Source organism: Paenisporosarcina antarctica (genome assembly GCF_004367585.1).
In the GTDB taxonomy this organism is placed as follows: Bacteria; Bacillota; Bacilli; order Bacillales_A; family Planococcaceae; genus Paenisporosarcina; species Paenisporosarcina antarctica.
In genome coordinates this window covers 18,340-36,918 of the sequence record NZ_CP038016.1, presented here as the reverse complement: position 1 = coordinate 36,918, position 18,579 = coordinate 18,340, and the positions used below count along the sequence as shown (strand labels likewise).

The 18,579-nt window shown below is 31.1% G+C and carries 16 protein-coding genes; 6 read left to right on the top strand and 10 right to left on the bottom strand.

Annotation, left to right across the window (positions count from 1 at the left end):
• Positions 1-8: 8 nt before the first annotated feature.
• Together E2636_RS18670 and E2636_RS18665 are read left to right on the top strand one after the other, a co-directional pair.
• Complete coding sequence (locus E2636_RS18670) at positions 9-506, top strand: DUF8453 domain-containing protein (RefSeq protein WP_134211889.1); 498 nt, start codon at positions 9-11, stop codon at positions 504-506.
• A gap of 453 nt (positions 507-959) precedes the next feature.
• On the top strand, positions 960-1,913 hold the full coding sequence (locus E2636_RS18665) for a GIY-YIG nuclease family protein (RefSeq protein WP_243840800.1): 954 nt from the start codon (positions 960-962) through the stop codon (positions 1,911-1,913).
• A 201-nt stretch (positions 1,914-2,114) separates the two neighbouring features.
• On the opposite strand, the gene E2636_RS18660 is transcribed toward E2636_RS18665, so the two are convergent.
• Together E2636_RS18660 and E2636_RS18655 are read right to left on the bottom strand one after the other, a co-directional pair.
• Positions 2,115-5,351 carry a DEAD/DEAH box helicase gene (locus tag E2636_RS18660; protein ID WP_166669612.1) on the bottom strand — a complete coding sequence of 1,079 codons (3,237 nt, stop codon included), beginning with the start codon at positions 5,349-5,351 and terminating at the stop codon, positions 2,115-2,117.
• Positions 5,341-6,192 carry a Hachiman antiphage defense system protein HamA gene (locus E2636_RS18655; protein WP_134211887.1) on the bottom strand — a complete coding sequence of 284 codons (852 nt, stop codon included), beginning with the start codon at positions 6,190-6,192 and terminating at the stop codon, positions 5,341-5,343. The genes E2636_RS18660 and E2636_RS18655 overlap by 11 nt, the downstream gene beginning before the upstream one ends.
• A gap of 259 nt (positions 6,193-6,451) precedes the next feature.
• On the opposite strand from E2636_RS18655, the gene E2636_RS18650 reads away from it, so the two are divergent.
• Entirely contained in the window at positions 6,452-6,631 is a 180-nt protein-coding gene (locus tag E2636_RS18650; RefSeq protein WP_208324216.1) for a hypothetical protein, read from the top strand.
• Between the two features lie 147 nt (positions 6,632-6,778).
• Here E2636_RS18650 and E2636_RS18645 read toward each other — a convergent pair whose 3' ends face one another.
• Positions 6,779-7,303, bottom strand: coding sequence for a hypothetical protein (locus E2636_RS18645; RefSeq protein WP_208324215.1), 525 nt, complete (start codon positions 7,301-7,303; stop codon positions 6,779-6,781).
• 304 nt (positions 7,304-7,607) lie between these two features.
• On the opposite strand from E2636_RS18645, the gene E2636_RS18640 reads away from it, so the two are divergent.
• Positions 7,608-7,928: an ArsR/SmtB family transcription factor gene (locus tag E2636_RS18640; protein ID WP_134211885.1), complete on the top strand. Its 321-nt coding sequence runs from the start codon at positions 7,608-7,610 to the stop codon at positions 7,926-7,928.
• A gap of 16 nt (positions 7,929-7,944) precedes the next feature.
• A complete protein-coding gene (locus E2636_RS18635; protein ID WP_134211884.1) occupies positions 7,945-8,190 on the top strand; it encodes a hypothetical protein in 246 nt (81 codons plus the stop codon).
• Between the two features lie 196 nt (positions 8,191-8,386).
• Here the strand turns inward: E2636_RS18635 and E2636_RS18630 are convergent, their stop codons facing one another.
• Both E2636_RS18630 and E2636_RS18625 read right to left on the bottom strand, forming a co-directional pair.
• Entirely contained in the window at positions 8,387-9,019 is a 633-nt protein-coding gene (locus E2636_RS18630) for a hypothetical protein (RefSeq protein ID WP_134211883.1), read from the bottom strand.
• 352 nt (positions 9,020-9,371) lie between these two features.
• The gene (locus tag E2636_RS18625; RefSeq protein ID WP_243840799.1) at positions 9,372-10,421 is read right to left on the bottom strand and encodes a DNA/RNA non-specific endonuclease; all 1,050 of its coding nucleotides are present in this window, start codon (positions 10,419-10,421) and stop codon (positions 9,372-9,374) included.
• 291 nt (positions 10,422-10,712) lie between these two features.
• Here E2636_RS18625 and E2636_RS18615 point away from each other — a divergent pair, with 291 nt between their 5' ends.
• Complete coding sequence (locus E2636_RS18615; RefSeq protein ID WP_134211882.1) at positions 10,713-11,267, top strand: recombinase family protein; 555 nt, start codon at positions 10,713-10,715, stop codon at positions 11,265-11,267.
• Between the two features lie 188 nt (positions 11,268-11,455).
• Here E2636_RS18615 and E2636_RS18610 read toward each other — a convergent pair whose 3' ends face one another.
• From E2636_RS18610 to E2636_RS18590, 5 genes are all read right to left on the bottom strand, one after another.
• Positions 11,456-11,995, bottom strand: coding sequence for a Pycsar system effector family protein (locus E2636_RS18610; RefSeq protein WP_134211881.1), 540 nt, complete (start codon positions 11,993-11,995; stop codon positions 11,456-11,458).
• Positions 11,958-12,680 (bottom strand): nucleotidyl cyclase domain-containing protein, encoded by a 723-nt coding sequence (locus E2636_RS18605; protein ID WP_134211880.1) that lies wholly within the window; start codon positions 12,678-12,680, stop codon positions 11,958-11,960. Before E2636_RS18605 ends, E2636_RS18610 begins: the two co-directional genes overlap by 38 nt.
• Before the next feature lie 222 nt (positions 12,681-12,902).
• Entirely contained in the window at positions 12,903-13,697 is a 795-nt protein-coding gene (locus tag E2636_RS18600) for a hypothetical protein (RefSeq protein WP_134211879.1), read from the bottom strand.
• Between the two features lie 48 nt (positions 13,698-13,745).
• Positions 13,746-15,035 (bottom strand): hypothetical protein, encoded by a 1,290-nt coding sequence (locus E2636_RS18595; protein WP_134211878.1) that lies wholly within the window; start codon positions 15,033-15,035, stop codon positions 13,746-13,748.
• A gap of 135 nt (positions 15,036-15,170) precedes the next feature.
• Positions 15,171-18,242 (bottom strand): anti-phage protein, encoded by a 3,072-nt coding sequence (locus E2636_RS18590; RefSeq protein ID WP_134211877.1) that lies wholly within the window; start codon positions 18,240-18,242, stop codon positions 15,171-15,173.
• Positions 18,243-18,579 lie beyond the last annotated feature (337 nt).

Here is an 18,579-nt window from a genome sequence, read left to right as displayed (position 1 = left end):
GAGGCATTATGAATTCATTAGAACTATGGTTACAATTTAAAGATTTCTTCATTGATCTTGTCAAATATGGCTTTCCTGCAGTAGCACTTGGATTATCTATACTTTCATACAAGGATTCAAGAAAAGCCAATAAGGTTCAAGACAGACTCAAAGAAGTAGAAGAAAAACTCAAGAAATATGAGTTAGAAGACAAAGAAAAGGAACGTGAAGAAGCGACTAAGGCGTGTGTCGAAGCTCGAATTGGCAGGATTTCCAAAGGCAAGTACAAAATGAAAGTTTGGAACTCTGGTAAAGCTACTGCCTACAATGTTAACTTCAACATTCCAGAAGAATGCGAAGAGGTTGTAAGGAGAGACAAAGTACCTTATGAGTTTCTTGAATCAGGAAAGAGTTTTGAGGAGCACGTTCTAGTAGATTTTGAAACTCCTAATAAATTCAAAGTCACTACAACTTGGATGGATAAGCAAGGAAGTCCTTATTCAAAAGAGCAAATAGTAACAATCTAAGCCTATATTGACCGTCTCCTACTCGGAAATAAGGCGTTGCAAGGTCAATTTGGTAGATGGTCAAATTTGGTATATAGCAAATAAACAATAAAAGAGGAATAGTATGAGAGGAATTAACCAGAGTTTTCAAATGATTGAAATCAAATCAAATATAGATAAACCACTTTTTTTCAACAATGTAAAAATCGAAGGTGTAATTAAGGTTAGGGATTCAGAATGAGGAAGAGGTATCCGTCATAGACAGTCTTTTTTTTTTAGAAATTTTGGGGGTCTTACACCATACGATATAATGAACCTATTTTTAAAACTTCCCAATCGTGTGGTTATGTCAACCTACTTTGAATAACCAATACAATTCAGTTTGATTATTAAAAGGAAGAACTTTCTTGTGGGAATTATGAGGATTTGAAATAATTCTTAGGTTTATAAACAAAAAAGGCGAGGTGACAAGAGATGGACAATGAAAAGTCCCTAGAAATTCTTCGGGTAATCACAGAAAAGGAAATCGCTTATCAAAGAGCAGTGGCACTATCAGTTAAAGCACTAACAGAAGATGAACTTAATTGGATAAGGCAGGTTTTTAGTGGTGATGATATTGATTCTAAGCTAACAGAAGAAGAACTTAATTGGTTAAAGAAGATAAGTGAGGATTATGGCTGTGATTATGGTGGTCTTATTAAACTACCTCCACCCTATGTTCGTCTAAAAAAAACACTATTTGAACAAGAGGAAAATAAAGAAATTGTAAGAAAAGACTTAGACTCTCTAAGAAAAATTATGAAAAAATTTACTCCAAAAGAATTGATTGAGCTTGGAAATAAAAATTTAAGAGAGAGTCGGAGTATAAGGAATTTCGCTGGTATTTATATCATACATAATCGTTTGAAAAACATTTATTATATTGGACAATCAAAAGGAGTATTCGGAAGGGCTTATCAGCACTTTGTAACAAATCCATCAGAAAATAAGGCAAGGTATGAAGGAACCGTTGAATTCAACCTTCCTGAAATATATGATGATTATCGTTCAGGGAACAAATTTAATATTAGTTTAATCCCTTTAGAGAATACATCATTTTCAACGCTAGACGAGTTAGAGAGTAATGCTATAAGTGCATACAATGCATCAGTTGAATATGGTGGTTATAATCGGACACACGGTAATCGTGTAATCAATAAATCTTCTTTCAATAATGATGATCAGGAAACAGCTGCGAATTTAATATTGAATAAGATAAAAGTAACGGAAATTTTTTCAACCCTTAAAAATGATAAGAAGAGGTGGGATTACACTAGAACTTTATCATTGGAACTTGTATTGCCGCACAATAGAAATTTCCACAGTAACTTTGTTAATAGGATAAAAGAGTATCAAAAAACTAATAAAAAAAGCAATTATAAGAAGTGATCAAACTTTATTATAAAAAATTGATAATTAAATTCAAATAAACCATCATTTTGATCAATCCTTTTTTCAAAATGATGGTTTTTATTTGCAATAAAATAGGGGCTACGGTGAACTTTTTAATCAAACTTTATTCAAAAGCTACAATCGTGACGAAACAAGAAAGGAATTTCTCAAATCATTCTATTATGGCAATGTAAACTTTCATTTAATAAACTTCTTTAAAATAAACGTATTTTGATCCCGTCTCTCAAAGTAATATATTAACTCATTGATAAGATATTTATATTCCGAAAAAACTTCCTTCCCGATTTGCAGTTTAAATTGGAAGTCTATTGAAATTAAATAAAATCTGTTCCCGGTACTTATTACTCTCATTTTTTTAATTTCATCAGGGACATTTAATACCCTTATAGTTAATAACTTTTCTTCATTTCCTAGGTTCTTAGCATTTAAATGACTTTCATACCATGAGTTTATAATTGGATGAAATTCGTAATCTTTAAATTCTTTTGTGATATTTTCATATTCATTTAATATAAATATTTTAAGAGATAACTGATTATCATAGAGTGGTATTGTGTTACTATACTTCTCTGAGATTTTTGTTGCTGCTTCCCTTGAATTTATTCCAATTAAATATAACTTAACAGCATCAATGTTAGGCAAACCATACTTCATACATTCATTTAACTCTAATAGTTTCACACTCAAGTCTTCTCGTTGATTCATTAATAATATTTTTGAGAATGTATTAATCACTAAAGGTAACTCATAATAAAGCTTTCCCCAATCAAAATTAGTAAATATTTCTGCTTTTACTCTATCTCCTGATAACCATGAAATAATTTGGTCTGCATTTAATGAATTCTTACCACTTCGGTATAAATTTAATTCCGAGTTTGAAATATCAATTAATAATGTGACTAATTCATTTAGATAGTTTTCTTTAACTAATATACTTTCTAAAAGATCTTGAAAGCTTTCTAGATATTTAACAAATGAAATTGCTATTCCGGACTTTAAATATAATTCTTTTTTATCAGAATCCTGATAAGTACGTTTTATAAAACGAGCTCTCGTTAGAATCATTTGCTTCAATTTCTCTTCATTAAATTCTTCTGCTTTATTTTTAGCAAGTAAGTATGAGAAACTCGATGTCACGATTTTCTCTAAACTTTCTACCTTAAAATCTTCTTCATTTAACAAGGCTAAAAGGGTATCATCTAATAAATACAGATTAGTGTCATTTTCAAAATTCTCATTACTAGATATTAATTCTAACAAAGTTTCGAAATTTATATCAGCCTCTTGAGATAGTTGATATATTTTTTTTAAAACAAAAAAAACTCCACTTTCTACTTTTTCAATAGGACCATCTATAAATTCCTCAAAAATTTTAGCTTCATATTTCACTTTTCCTCTCCCTTGACTTCCATCTATTGCAAAAAGTACTTTTCCCTCAATATCAGTATATGAACGTCCTGCTCTTCCTATAATATTGTTAAATTCACCCTTGGATATAAGATTCTTCGCTGGACGATAGTGTCCAATTAGTATCGTAGAAACACCAATATTTACTCCTTGGCCTAAAGTTGATGTAGCAATAATAATTTTAGGATTTGAATTTCTAAGCAGTCTTTCTGTAGCCATCCGCAAATCATTTGGTAATGAAGCATGATGAATAATAATACCTTTTTCTGCGACTTTCTCATATTCACTATTTTCTCCATAGTAATTTTTCAAAACTATTTTATACTTTTCCCATTCCACTTCATTATCCCAATTGTTATTTTCTAAGTTATCTAGAATCATAGAATAATCATTTATATAACCCTTTATCATATCTTTACGTGCTAAATAAATTAGTACTTTACCAGAATTTGAAAATTTAACTGCGCTTAGCATAATTGCTTCTCTTTTATTTTTTGGCATTATTCTTTTTTTAGAAACAGGTATACTATCTACAAAATTATGGTTGAAAGGGTTACTTTTCCCTCTCCATTTTATAGTGACATTATTATTTTGATAAATTAACACACCAAATCTTTTTTCATTCATTGATTCGAGAGAAGAATACTCATATCCTTCATTTCCATTTAACCATTTTGCAATATGCTCCGTATTTGGTAGAACTGCTGAGAGAACTAAAAACTTGCCATGCATTTTAACTACATAATATTTTAGTTCTTCATAAAAGATTTCATTTCTTGTAAACCGTAGATCCTTACCTATTAAATGACCTTCATCAAGAATTACTAACTTAATTCGACTTTTCACTTCTTCATTGTTACGTAACATCATTTTTGCTTTCTCAGGTGTAACAATCAGTACCTGTGAATCTCCTTGCAAAAAATTATCAAATAGGGATTCTGTTTCGTCTCCATACATGTTAGAAACATTGATATTTAGTTTTGTTAAGTTTTTTGCAAGAGATGTCTCTATTTCATAAGCTAAAGATTTATATGGAGCAAGATATAAAATTATAGCGTTTGGATCCTCAATCATTGCCTTTAATATATTTATTTCTGCAATTTTTGTTTTCCCACTGCTTGTAGGTATAGCTATTACGGCACCTGAATCATTCATACTAATTTTTACTGCTGATATCTGTATTTGGAATAACTCAACTATACTTGGAAAATTAAATAAGTTACTTAAAATATATTTGTCTATAACATCATTTTTTTCGCCTAATAAAGGTGGTAATACATTCCACAATGAAACTTTATTAAACTTTTCGAAAAGTAATTTTAGTAATTTAAAAATATACCAAGCTAGAATATCTTTATCAATCTCTGCTAATATAATCAAATCCGAAATATTATTAATAGCATTATTAATATAATTTTCATTTCCACTAGTTAGGTAATTTAAGTAATTTTTCATTGCTTCGGTCAAAATTTTTATATACACAAAGGTATCTTGTTCAAATTCCTCGTTATCTAATTTTTCCAGAACATCTTCAAAAGAAACACTCTCTACAAATAAATTTTGATAATCTTTTTTCAAAAATAAACTTATTATATTTGAAATTTTATTTTTCTGATTAAAATTTTTCATTAAAGCAAATGACTTCGAAAAATCACCTGTAACATAATACGTCATAGATGATATTAAAAGATAATATTCTTTCTCTGCTGCAATCGCTCCATAATAATATAGATTTTTTAAAAGATCCGCAGAAATCTTAAAAGCATCATTTCTAATTTTACTTAATTCTTCATCTTCATTTATACCTGAAATTTTAAAAGCCGTATTTAGATATAATTGAACTAACATCAATAGCTTTATATCTAATTTGTCATCATATTTAGGGTAATTCTCTAATGGTTCATTAATATCTCTTAATGTTGAGCGAGAATAAGATTGAGCTATTAAATTTTGAAAATATGCATCTTCATGGAACTTATTGTATGATTCAATGATTTTATTCTTCATCTTCATCTTCATCTCCTTCTAACAATCGAAAAGCAGTTTGAAAGCAGAGATCAGCAAAAGCATCTGGATTTCTAATATTCATCGAAATTACAGCGAAATTCGGATTACTTGATACCAGATGACTCTCAATATGTTTTGCAGCATTATGATTGCTTATTAATAGACCAATATTAACAATGTCGATTTCATCTTTAGCAATTTTAAAAGATAATTCCTCAAGCATCTCAGCCTCTTCAAATCTTCCCATTGTATACAGTAAATTAGTCGTGAAACCTATCGATAGAGGCCGAGTAATTTGTTTTCCATATTCCTTGGTTAATTCTTCTACAGCACTCTGAGATGGAGTAGTGCGAAACTTAGATTCACCAGTATAAACTTTTAAGAAAGGATTATCTTTATTTAATAGTAAGATATCGTCTCCCTTCATAGACTGTTCAACGTTAGGATTATACCGAAGTCTATTTATAAATACTTCATTATCTGTTACTCGCTCTAAGTATTCACCCAGGATTATTTCTCCTAAATTCCCTCTTTGAGTTTTTTGTTCCGTTGGAAGTAAATTTTGACTCTTAACAAACTCACTAAAGTCGTATTTGTTAAGAATCGATTTTTTCTTCTTTAAATAGTCTAGCCTTTCGGGCAAAATATGGTGTTCTTTTATCATATCCGCTAAATCAGGAATCGGATTATTAACTCCTTCTTTAACAGTTAAAGTTCTATGAATTTTATAAGAACCACTATTTTTTCTAAATTTATCATTAGATTCCAGCCAAATACTGAATAGAGGACAAGCTTTTGGATGTTGTTTTAGATGCACAAATTCTATTGAAGAATCATTCAAAAGTTTTCTCTCCTTCCAATTGTAATTATGTTTATTATTACATATGAAATACTTCTATTGTAAAATTTGCCTGTTTAATCTATTTCAAAGTGTTCGTAAAAGTACACTTTTACGAACTGTTTTATATTACTCATAATTTATGATTTTTACAGTTCGTAAAACTATAAAAACCATTTTCGAACGTCCTCTTTTTTTCACCCACTTTTATGAACGCTTTCGATAGAAGAATAGAAAGAAGTTCTGAATGAGGTGTAAGAAAATGGATAACGAAAAATTTGAATACGTACGAGTAGGTATTGAGGATCAAGATGAAGGTCGACAGCCTGAGGCTATGAACAAGTTGGGACTTAGTGAACGGGACATTTTTATGAAGAAGAATTATTATAGCTACTTATATAATAGAAGAAACTCATTTCACACATTAGATTTCCATTTGTAAATATAGTCAGTCATTTAATTTTCTTCTAATACTACTAGAGCCTTACTACATTAGACTCGTAGTAAGGCTCATTAAAGTTTTTTATTTTCGGAATCCGAATCTTTAAGTAACGCACCCGTTTGTTTAATAAGAAAACCTTTCTGTTGTCTATTTATGGACTTGGTCACTAATTGTTTTAAACATCCGCGTGTAAACATCTTTTATGTTCACTTCGTTTTTCACATCGTTATGCAAACCATATCGCCAAACATCAGTCTTATTTTGTTCTCTTCCACCATTTAGGTAGCCAGTTGCATAAGAGGTTTCATCTTCAATTTCAAGTGCAGTTTCATATGTTAGGTTTTCATTCACAAAAGGAAGATGTCTTTTTAGGGATTCAATAAAAAAGGTTGGAATTGTTAGACCTTGATAAGTTTCCACATATATGTCGTCATCAGCTTCAGAAAAATGTGCAGGTGTAATAAAAACTGCGTCAAATTCATTTGAAGTCTTCTTTACATCTCCAGCAATATCTTCTAATGATTTTTGAGTAAATGTAATATTTTCTTCTCTCACTTCGGGAATATCACCGATAACTATAATGGACAAATCACGACCACTATATATTTCAGATTTCACTTCATCTTTGTTACAAGCCCCTAAGAAAAACGTAAGTAGTATAATAAATGGCATAATCTTTTTCAAACAATACACTCCAATCTCTTGATGTTTTGTTACTGTCCCTATTAAACTAAACTGCTCTTTAGTTTAAGTGTAACATTTCACAATGCACATCTGAGAACAACTTAATGTTTTGGACATAAAAATAGACCATCGAAATGATGGCCGTATTTTGCTAAAGCACCCGTTAGTTGAATTTAAAAATTCAAAAAACTAAGTAACTAGTAATCCAATTAACATTATAAGTCATAGCTGTCTAGGTTTTATCTAATATTAAGGTTGCTTTCTGATTTAACCTGTAATAAAATAGTTACATATGATACATTTTAATTCAGGAGACCAACTACTTACTTTTTTAGAGGCTTTATCTAACCCACAAAGGCTAAAAATTATTTCTGTCCTATCTGAAGGAAAACAATATGTTAGCCAACTTGCAAGAGAATTGGACATAAGTAGACCACTACTGTACCTTCATTTAAAAAAATTAGAGGAGGCAAATATTGTTTCGAGTGATATGGAAATTTTAGAAAGTGGCAAAGCGGTTAAATACTACATTCTTAATTCATTTCAATTTGAAATGAACGAACAAATTGTACATCAACTTTCAGCAACTCTAACCATAAAAAAGAAGAACTAATAAAGGGGATTATTTAATGCATAACACAACAGATTTACTAATTCAAAGCTTAATTTTTAATTTTTTTATTGATTTGGTACCATTATTAGTAGTTACTCTAATTGCTTGGCTAATTCTTTCTAAAGTATTAAAGCGTTATGAACTAAGAGCTAATGAAAAGCTGATGCTCGAGCGTGAAAATACAACACTACTTCAAAAAAGAGTGGACGATTTAAATGAGCGATTAGTGGGAATTGAAAAATTGCTAAAAGAAGTAGAATAAACAATACAGCAGAACCCGGTTTCTTGAAGAAATCGGGTTCTTTTTTCTATCTTTCTTCTTCAACTAACCTGCTGCGTTAGTTTAAGTGTAACATTTCACAAACAATACCACCTCGCGAAAAATCAATCCTTGCCTTTAACATAGCCTTTTTAAAAAAGAAAAAACTATCCAATGGGATAGTTTTTTGAAAATCAAATTATAATGCCCTTATGCTTAAACTTAGTTTACTGCGGAGTTGGTTTATGACTTGAGTCGGGACCATAAAACCATCTGTTCCATTGATTCCCTTGAATCTTTGATTAATGAAAGCTTTTTTTGTCACTTTAGTAACAGGTACCAATACTTGAACTGTACTGCTGTATAAACCATTCGGATACTGAGTAAAAGGCTTATTAGTTGACCACCACAAAGCTCCCAATTCTTTTCGATCTAAATCAATAACTCTATAGTCACTTCCTGTATAAGCCCAAATTACTGAGTGTTCTCCCCAAGGGTTCTGTTGAAATGACAGGACATAAAAATCCCAATCAGGATAAATTTTTTCAAGTATGTCAATTCCATAGACAGCTACGTGGTGACAAATGTTCCCGACAACCATTGGATTTGATAATCTTTTCGGTTTAGCCTGGTCAAACATTTCGAAAAGAGTAGGATGAAATTCTTCCTTCATAAATTTAAATACTTGTAACTCCTTTGCATCACTTATGTTGACTTCATCCATTATTCTTGACATTTGATACGAACGTAAGATTGATTTACATTCGGGGATGCCAGCATAATTAGTCCCAAGTATTTTTAATACTTCCTGTTGCATCTGTAGTATATTCATTTTTATAATCTCCTCTACACAAATTTTCCATACAATTTCAGTATAATTGACGTAGGTAAAGATAACTATAAAAGGTTTAAAATCCCTTAATGGAAAAGGCTATGTTAAAGTTAATGGTTGATGATTCTGTAGAGAAAGATGAGATTGGAAATAATTATCCAATCTCGTCTTTCTCTGTTTTTTTTTACTAAACTGCTCGTTAGTGAAAAATAATATATTTTCACCATACAAATTTAGATAATATGACCATTAACTTCAGTTTTTCCTGTACAGACATTCATTCGCAAATTGTTATAAATCGTCCAACGAGAAAAATGATCTTTCGTTTATTTTACCTCAAAATTCTAGGGGCTTACTCACCTACCATACCGTCCCCATCATTATCTTGCATATATGCGTATAACCAATGGTCACTCGTTATCGGCATACTAAAACCTGCGTCTTTTGCTTCTTTAATCGTCACCTTGCCATTACCGTTTGTATCAACACTAGAAATATCACCGTTTGTGTTTGAACTAGTTGAATCAGAAGGCTCACTTTCTGTTAAACCGAGAGATGTATTTACTTCATCAGGGTTCACATTGTCAAATGTATCAACGATCTCGTTACCCATTAATGTATAGGTATACTGATAACTAGAAGGGATCTGCGTTTCCGTATTCGGATATGTGATAATTGCTTCAAAATTAGTGGCTCCACCTGCGCTACGGATCACGTTTTCCATATAAGCTTGATCGCCATGTCGGTTGAGCGTACTATTTTGTGGGGTAATATTATAAGCATTCGATACCCCTCCGTTAGAATCAGCAACTATATGCCCTTCATCCAAAACGTCACTTTCGACGCCAGGAACCTTTGCCTCATCAGAATAGTATCTGCCAGACGATAAGACAGGTTCGTTACTGTCATCTTGTATAATGATTTCGTCAGCAATGACACGTACTAGTTGACCATATTCATTAGTAAATGCCCAATATTCACGGTCCCCGTAACCAATGTCAACGACGACGTTAGTTTCACGATATCCAGACAAATCGCCACCATCAACTTCAATAAGTTTGTATCCTGAGAACAGTGCTTCTGCCTTTGCTTTAGCTTCTGACTCTTCCTTTGCTTTGGCTTCTGCCTTTGCTTTGGCTTCTGCTTCTGCCTTCGCTTTAGCTTCTGCTTCTACCTTCGCTTTGGCTTCTACTTCTGCCTTCGCTTTGGCTTCTACTTCTGCCTTCGCTTTGGCTTCTACTTCTGCCTTTGCTTTGGCTTCTACTTCTGCCTTTGCTTTGTCCTCAGAACTCTTTTCCTCATTCTGATCCTCTGCTTTTAAGGTTTTCGAACTTTCAGATGAACAAGCAACTAAACTAAAGATTAAAAATAAAGCAAATAAAACTACTAAATACTTTTTCAATTCAATAACCCCCACATAATATTTTTTCTATTATTATATAACAATATCATATATTGTAATATTTTTACTTATTTATTATCTTAAATTATTTAGGTATGGAATGTTAAATATAAATAGGAGATGTAACAAAACTCGTCCTTTTCTGAACACGACAAAAATGCATAAAAAAACATCATTTTTGTTTCATAACGTTCAACAAAACTCTGCCCATTAATCTATGTTCATTAACTATGAACATATCATCTTATGTTACTATTAATATAGGATGAAAATGGAAATGAGGAATTACTGGTGTTAATTGGATATGCTCGTGTTTCAACTGGTTTACAAAACTTGGATTTGCAAACAGATGCGCTTACTCAATATGGATGTGTGAAAATTTTTCACGATAAGATGAGTGGATCAAAAAAACAGCGACCTGGATTAGCAGAAGCGCTGAAATATGCTCGTCAAGGAGATACCATCGTCGTATGGCGATTAGATCGTCTGGGTCGAAACATGCAAGACTTGATTGACATAGTCAACAATCTGAATAACCAAAGCATTGGTTTTCACAGTCTTCAAGAGAATCTCACTATGGATCGTGGCAACGCTACCGGACAACTGATGTTTCATCTCTTTGCGGCATTTGCTGAGTTTGAACGAAATCTTACTCAAGAACGTTCTGCTGCAGGAAGAGTGGCAGCTAAAGCACGGGGGCGACTTGGTGGGCGTCCAGAGAAATGCGGAGTGAAAGATATTGAAATGATGAAAGCTCTTATTGATGGAGGCACACCTATAAAAGATGTGGCAAACAGATGGGGAGTCTCTCGAACAACTATTTACCGCTACTTGGAACGTAAGTGATCTGATTAAGAAACACTATAGTTTCTATAATTTCACCTGTATATATAGAAGAAACTATCTCATAATTAAAGCCTGAATTTCTCCAGTATTAATTACGAGATAGTTTAAAGTTCTGTAAATAAGTAATTTTAAGTGAAGGAAATTTAACGAATTTTGTATTATACGCTGTGATTTATAGTTGGTACGTATTAACCAACAAACCAAAATACACCCTCAAATATCATCCCTATTGTTAACCAGGTAAATCCAAATTTCAAATACTTATACTTTTTAACACAGACTTGAGCTAGACTATAATTTTGACGTCCCATAGCACGCAAAAAATCTTCATCTACAACTCTTCCAAGAAAATTTACATATATATCACTACTCGTGAATGATCCAATTCCTCCCCATGACATATATAAATTGGAATCCGTAGTGTATCTTGGCCAAAGAACTCTCCAAATGAAAAAATAACAAGCTAGAACTAATGGAATTAAGCCTAATAATAATCCGAACTGATTGAATGACAGATTATTAAACCCCTGTTCCTTGGCTGCTTTTCCGAAGAATCCTAACATAACTAAAGTAGCTCCTAAGGCTACACCAGCTTTCCCATCAGCAAACTTAATATAATCCCCAATATAAACTAAATTATGTTTATGATAGTCGAACAAACGCTCCGTATTTTCTCTTATTGGGTTCAAATTAATATACCACTCCATACCAAAATTCAGGATTACCATGTTCATTTCTTTTGAGATCTATAGGCAGAGTTTTGCATACGGAAAACGAAAAGTCGTATTTACTTTCAGCAATTTCTTTACAAATTTCATCCATCCCAACAAAACAATTTGCATTTTTAATAATTTTCTCGAGTTTATGAGCAACATTTACAGCATGTCCTATAGAAATAAGCTCTTGATGTTTCAAGCTACCAAAAATTGTAATTATCGTATCTTCACCATATGAAAGAGAAAATCTATATTTACTTCTATCCATATTCATTTTTGTACTTAGAAACAAATCAATCATCATTATTGATTTACATGCATTTTTGATAGCTCTTTCAGCATTAACACTGTCATCCTTCTCGGAATTCTTAGCTGGGAAATGCATACTTATTCCATCTCCAGGAAATTTTTCAATAATTCCGTCGTGAGTATAAATAATATCTGTAATGCCTTTAAATAAGTATTGTGATTCTGCAGCAAACTTTTTTGCTCCTCTATTTCTAATACTAAGAGAAGAACCTGATAAATCAAAAACAACTGTTGCTGCCGGGAAATCTTCATAAGTACCGATTTTTTCAGTGGGTATATCAGTAATTGAAAAACTTTTCTTCAAATCGCTGTAAATTAAACTTTCTAGAATTTTTCCATCTTTTATTAATTTATGAATAGGGACGTTTCCTTTTCTTAATTCAGTCATAAATTTCATAATCTCCTTTATTTATCCAGTATTACTAGTTAATAATATAATAAAGTTCATATAATTCAAATGAATATTTTATCCAGCACTTTAGTTAGCAGCACTAGGACTTGAACTTTTTTAATTACGTGAATTGGCACAACAATAAACCGTCGCATAGCTAATTAAGCTATTGAAAAGCTTTCTTGCTTTTTATGACACAGTATCGTCCAAGACGCACTACTATTCAATATATACTAAAAGATCTCTTCCAACATCAGTTAATTGACACAGTGTTTTTCCATCCGCAGCATTATAAGCTTCCATCAATCCTATGTTTTGTATTTCAACAACAGAATGTTGAATTCTTTTTAATTTATTAATATCTGTAATGTGTTTTAACTGGCTGTATGCTTGTGTAAATTCTGTATAGAAATCAGACTTAATTTTAGGTCCGAAAGATATAGACGTACCTAATTGAATTGATGGCCAGTTTTGATAGTCTGCAATAATAGTTATTGCTTGAGGTGTTAATCTTTCTATTTGTCCTAAAGCATATCTATGTCTTTCAAATAATTCCTCAAAATTCCCTTCTTCTATTATTTTCTTTAGCACAGTCGACAGATGTTCCGTTAATTCAGGATCTGGCGGTGAATCATCTATGATTCTTAGTATTTTGTTAAACAGGGTATTCCCTTGAGGGTTTTTTAAAAGTTCACTAAGCATTTTAACGCCTTTCGCTTGTTCATCAACTTTATTAAAGTATTGTTCAAGTAAGATCAATTGCTTTGCTTCAGTAATATTTTGATTTACTTCTTCATTCCAAGTAAGGACAGTAGAAATTACATCTCCCACAGCTCCAAATAAAGATAATCCTTTATCTCTAATCACTTTAAAACTGTGTTCTTTCATAATTTCTTCTTCATGTTTTTCATCTAAATTAATGCTTTCTAATCTTTTATCAAGAGTTTTCCCAGTGACTTGAAGATACTCTCCCGAATTTTTCGCAATAAATATTAGTTCACTCTTCTTATCCATAAATTCATCTCCTATAAAAAGTTATGAAGGAATTAGAATAAATAATTTCTATATACCTAATCGTTTTTGAAAATATGATGGTATTTCAATACTATGTAAATCAGCTATCATAGTATAATATTCAAATAGTTCAGGCTCTTGTTCAAATAATTCTACTAAGGTTTTACCAAATTGCCAAGGGTAATTTGGTTTTGAAAAAGTACTATAAAGAGCTCTAACAACGTCCTCATTAAAATTGTAAATGCGTAAATAATGACAAAGCAAATTTTTATTTTCCCTTGCCCAATCAAATGAATTAATTTTAGGGAAATCCGAGTGAAAAGCTATGTCCCCAACCGTTTTCAAAAAAATGCTTTCTTTTAAAACATTAAATTCTACTTGGTTTTCAGCTGATATATCAACAAAAAATGTGTCACTATTATTTTCTGTAATCGCAATAACGAATTCTTCAAATTGATCCTTTGGAATTAATTTATAACGTAGAAGCGAAACAACTATTCTGTAATGAGAAAAACTATTTTTTAATTCCGTCTTCCATACCATTCGAATAAATACTGGATCAGTTTTAAACTGATAAATTAAAGAAGTCTCTATAGCTAATAAATTTATCAACAAACTTTTATTTTCTTTAAAATAATTTAATACATAGGGCAGAAATTCTTGCTTTAAATTTAAAAGTTCTTTATAAAATGTTAAAACGTTGGCATCGTCATAATGGAATGTTTTTTTACTAATTACATTTTCATACGTAGTCTCTAAGAAATCCTTTAGTTCCAAAGGTATCATTACTTCTGGTATTATTTTTATTAAATAGGATGGATTTTTATCGCTAGGAGTTCTTGTTATATCAAAATGATTCTTTACCTTTTCAATTAGATGAGAAACTCCACCATTAACGTTGAATTTTTCTAAATTTGATTCAATAAATAACCAAAAACTTTCTATATGACTATAATCGATTTTGTTTTCTTTACCGTGAGCACAGTCATTTCTACGGTTTTTCCAATAAATATACTGATTACGTGTATCCTCAGACAAATTGAAAATATCAAAAGGTTTTTGCATAATTATTGATTCTATTACTTGTCCATCAGATTTATCCTCATCGCGTAACTTCGAATTTATTTCGATCCATTTCTTTTCGTATGTCAATGCAGTAGGAGGAATTTTTGCATTTAAAATTCTCTCCATTATGATATTTTGAAAGGAAAGAAAGGAAAAAAGCAAAGCCCCTTTATATGCCCGTGATCGATAACATAGTATGGATTCTTTAAACAAATCGGATGTACGGGAACTAAAATCTTGTTGTGTTGACCAATCTTCAAATTGGATTTTCATTAATGCACCACCTCTTATGAAAACTCGTATTGTCTGATTATGGAGCACTAGCAAATTTTATTTACAAGTTAAAAAATCAATCGGAAGCTCTATTAGAACCCTTTTAAAATCAACCTGTTTATATACTTTTCTGGGTTATTGTTTTTTATCTTTTTGAGTATGAGTGATTTTATGTTGAGTTTTTTTATTTAAGGACAATAGTTCTGTAATACGCTGTCTATCAGAAAAATGGACCGGGAACATGTAAAGATGATTAACAGCTATATTCACTAAAATTTGCCTTGCTAAAATATTAGAAGTTGCAGATAAAGTATCAATAAACTCTTCAATTTCTTTGAAAGGTATATGTTTTCCATGTTCAAATTTAATTGATAAGTCGATTAGACGTATTGCAGTTGTATCATTTTTTTCTAAAATCATTGAAAAAGTTTCTGATAGATTCACTGATCCTAATGAACTAGTGACTTTGCTTATGAAAAAATTAGATATTGCTGCCATGAGATTGAAAACAAAATTTCTTGCAAGTGAGTCTGCTTTATCAGTTCCTGCTACATTTTTTTCGAAAATAATTCTTTCCACTTCACTAATAAGATGCTCTTTGTTTTGCTCAAATGTAGTTAAAAATGTACTTAGGGAGCGCATGCTGAGTAAATATGCCTCTTCCCCCAATAGTAGTTTCTGATCCCCGGGTGTAGAGCCATAATAATTCCTCATAATCTGTCCCATTATTTCTATAGTTTTTGTTGACCAATTCATTTTCGATATAATATCGAAGCTTTCAAAATTCCCATCTTCTCTCATGGACTCTTGACTGTCTGATGCTATTTCTTGTCTCGCTTTTTCAATCTCATCTTTAGCAATATCCCGTTCTTTACGGTGTTGTAAGTTGTCTTTACTTTCGTCAAATACAAGATCTGGCATCTCAGCAATCATTTGATTAAAAGGTGCTATTTCCTCTTCTAATCTGGAAGGTTCAAATTCTTCCAAAATAGTTCTGGCACTCTCATATACACTGTTTAGAATTAATGGATGTTTGGATAGATGAGATAAAAACATGACTATATTTGAATATTCTTCAATGTATAATTTGTTACACATAACTTTTACGTTTTCCAATACTTCTGGTTTATCCATATTTAATGAGAAGTATTTAGCAACAAAATAGTAAAAAACATACTTATACTTAAACGAAAGTATATTTCCTACGATCGTTAGAATTCCTGCACCATCTAAATTTCTTTCATATTCTCCAAAATCAATTGCAATGGCATAAGTTCTACAATATTTTTCGTGAAAAGATAATAAGTCTCGTCTGTTTATCTCATTAATTTTCAAGGAGAAAAAATGATATGCCAAATGCGAAAGATAATTATTAAAAGCATCAATATCTTCATTTTTAAGTTTTATATTAATAAAAGATTGGCTTATTAAATACTCATAATAATAGCCATAAGCACTTTCTGATATATTGGACTGCTCAGATTCCCTGGTTTGTAAAATCATAAGTATAAAGAATGGTAACGATGGAACGAAACTGTTTCCAATTATAGTTGAAACAACTTTTTCGCATTTATCAATATTTCTAACTAAAATATCCTCATCCAACGTATAATGACTTCCAGCTCTATTCCACTTTTCTATCATCTCTCCTCGAAGCTTGTGTCCGAAAGGCAATAATTCTAAGCGAGTATAATTATTAAAACCCGTTGTATCCTCATTACTAAGGAATTTGTGGAATTTTACAATTTCATTTCCTGTAATCAATATATTTGGGTATAATTCATCGAGTGTTTTTATCAAATTATTTCGAAACTTTGCATTTGTCGGAGCATTATCAAAGTCATCAATAATTAATACAACTTTATTTTTGTCTAATTGCTCAAATTCATCACTTGTTTCTTTATCATATTGATGAAGAAAATGACGATTTACCAATTTAATAATTGATTCGAGCTTCGCATCATTAAGTGATTTACCATCGATCTTTACTGGTATATAAGCATTATTGATTAAATGGTTATATGCAATCTTACAGAAGGATGTTTTTCCAAAATTCTCATTCCCTATCAATAATACTTTCTTGTGCTTGTGCCAATTTAAAATTTCTTTAAGGCTTATATTTATCTTATCTTCAATTCCTTTTTTTTCTTCAAAGTTAATTATTTTCACATCCGGGAAAACATATAAATCATCTAATTTAACATTTGATGTTAACGTTGGGTGTTTTAAAGGAATTCCTAAATCATTTATGTAATTTAAATACTCTTCTTTGATACGGAATTCGCCTAAAGAAGGAGCGCTTTTTGGTATATCTACATCCGTCATAGTTTCCTGTTTTATATATATATTACCGTTCCAAGCAAATTCCTCTTTAGTTAAAGTGTCTCTTTCTAAATCAATTTTAATAATTGAAAAGCTACTTTCATTTGGAATATCGGTTTGAAGAGCACTTCCCTCAAAATATAAAGTTTGCCCTTCTGAATAATCTGTTATCATTGTATTCGTTTGAGTGTGTTCATGTCCTGAAAGGATTATGTCACTGTTTCTCCGAAGAATTTTATCTACTTGCCGTTTGTTATTTGGTTCTAGCCAGTGTGTTGGATGATGTAATAAGGTAATAGACACGTCTGACTTATTCTCTAAGTATGATTTGTACCGGTTTATGGGAAATAGCATATCTCCTGGGGATTCGTATAGCTGGGAGATCCATGCGGTGTTTAAGCAATTAAATAAAATAGTCTTGCCATGAATCTCAAATTTATGTTGTTTAAAAAGGTTGTCTTGCGTTTCCATGCCTTCTTTTCTATTAAATAAAGATTCAAAATCAAAATAATTAGTTAAAGGTAAACAAACCTCACTGATTAATTCGTCATCAGTCAATAAATCTTCATTCTTAATAAGTACTCCACGCGATTTTTTAACTGTGTTAAAGTCGCAGTCATGATTTCCGGCAATCATAATAACTTCTGGCGCTTGCTTAAATTGATTCCCAATGGATTCGAGAATTCCACTAATTAAATCAAAACCATGTTCAAATTCTTCATTTTTCCCTGAAAATGCGATGTCACCGGAAACAGTAATAAATGTTTTTTCAATTCCGTAGAGTGTCGAATTAATAGCAGCCGAAAGCTTTTGGATTTTTTCATCAAGATAGTTTTTATTAGAACGATAATGTATATCGCTAATGTGTATTAGTGCAATTTTCACAGAATTCCAACTTTCCTAAATTTACTATTTCCTCCATTTTAAATAGAATCTAATATTTATACAACACATTGTTACAACGGACAGACTGAAGAAAAATTCATCTTTAATATGTTAATATCACAACAAGATGAGAATAACCTTATTTAGATATAAAAAAACGGCTCTAAATTCACATTTTGAATTTAGAGTCGTCTTTTTTATTTATTAAAATGTCACTTTCTAATTAGTGATAAAGATGGTTATCGCTAATTAGATTTAAACTAAACTTTCAAAAGACCATTTAGATCAATTAATTAACTTTTTCAAAAAACATTGATCCAAAATAGTCCACCATAAG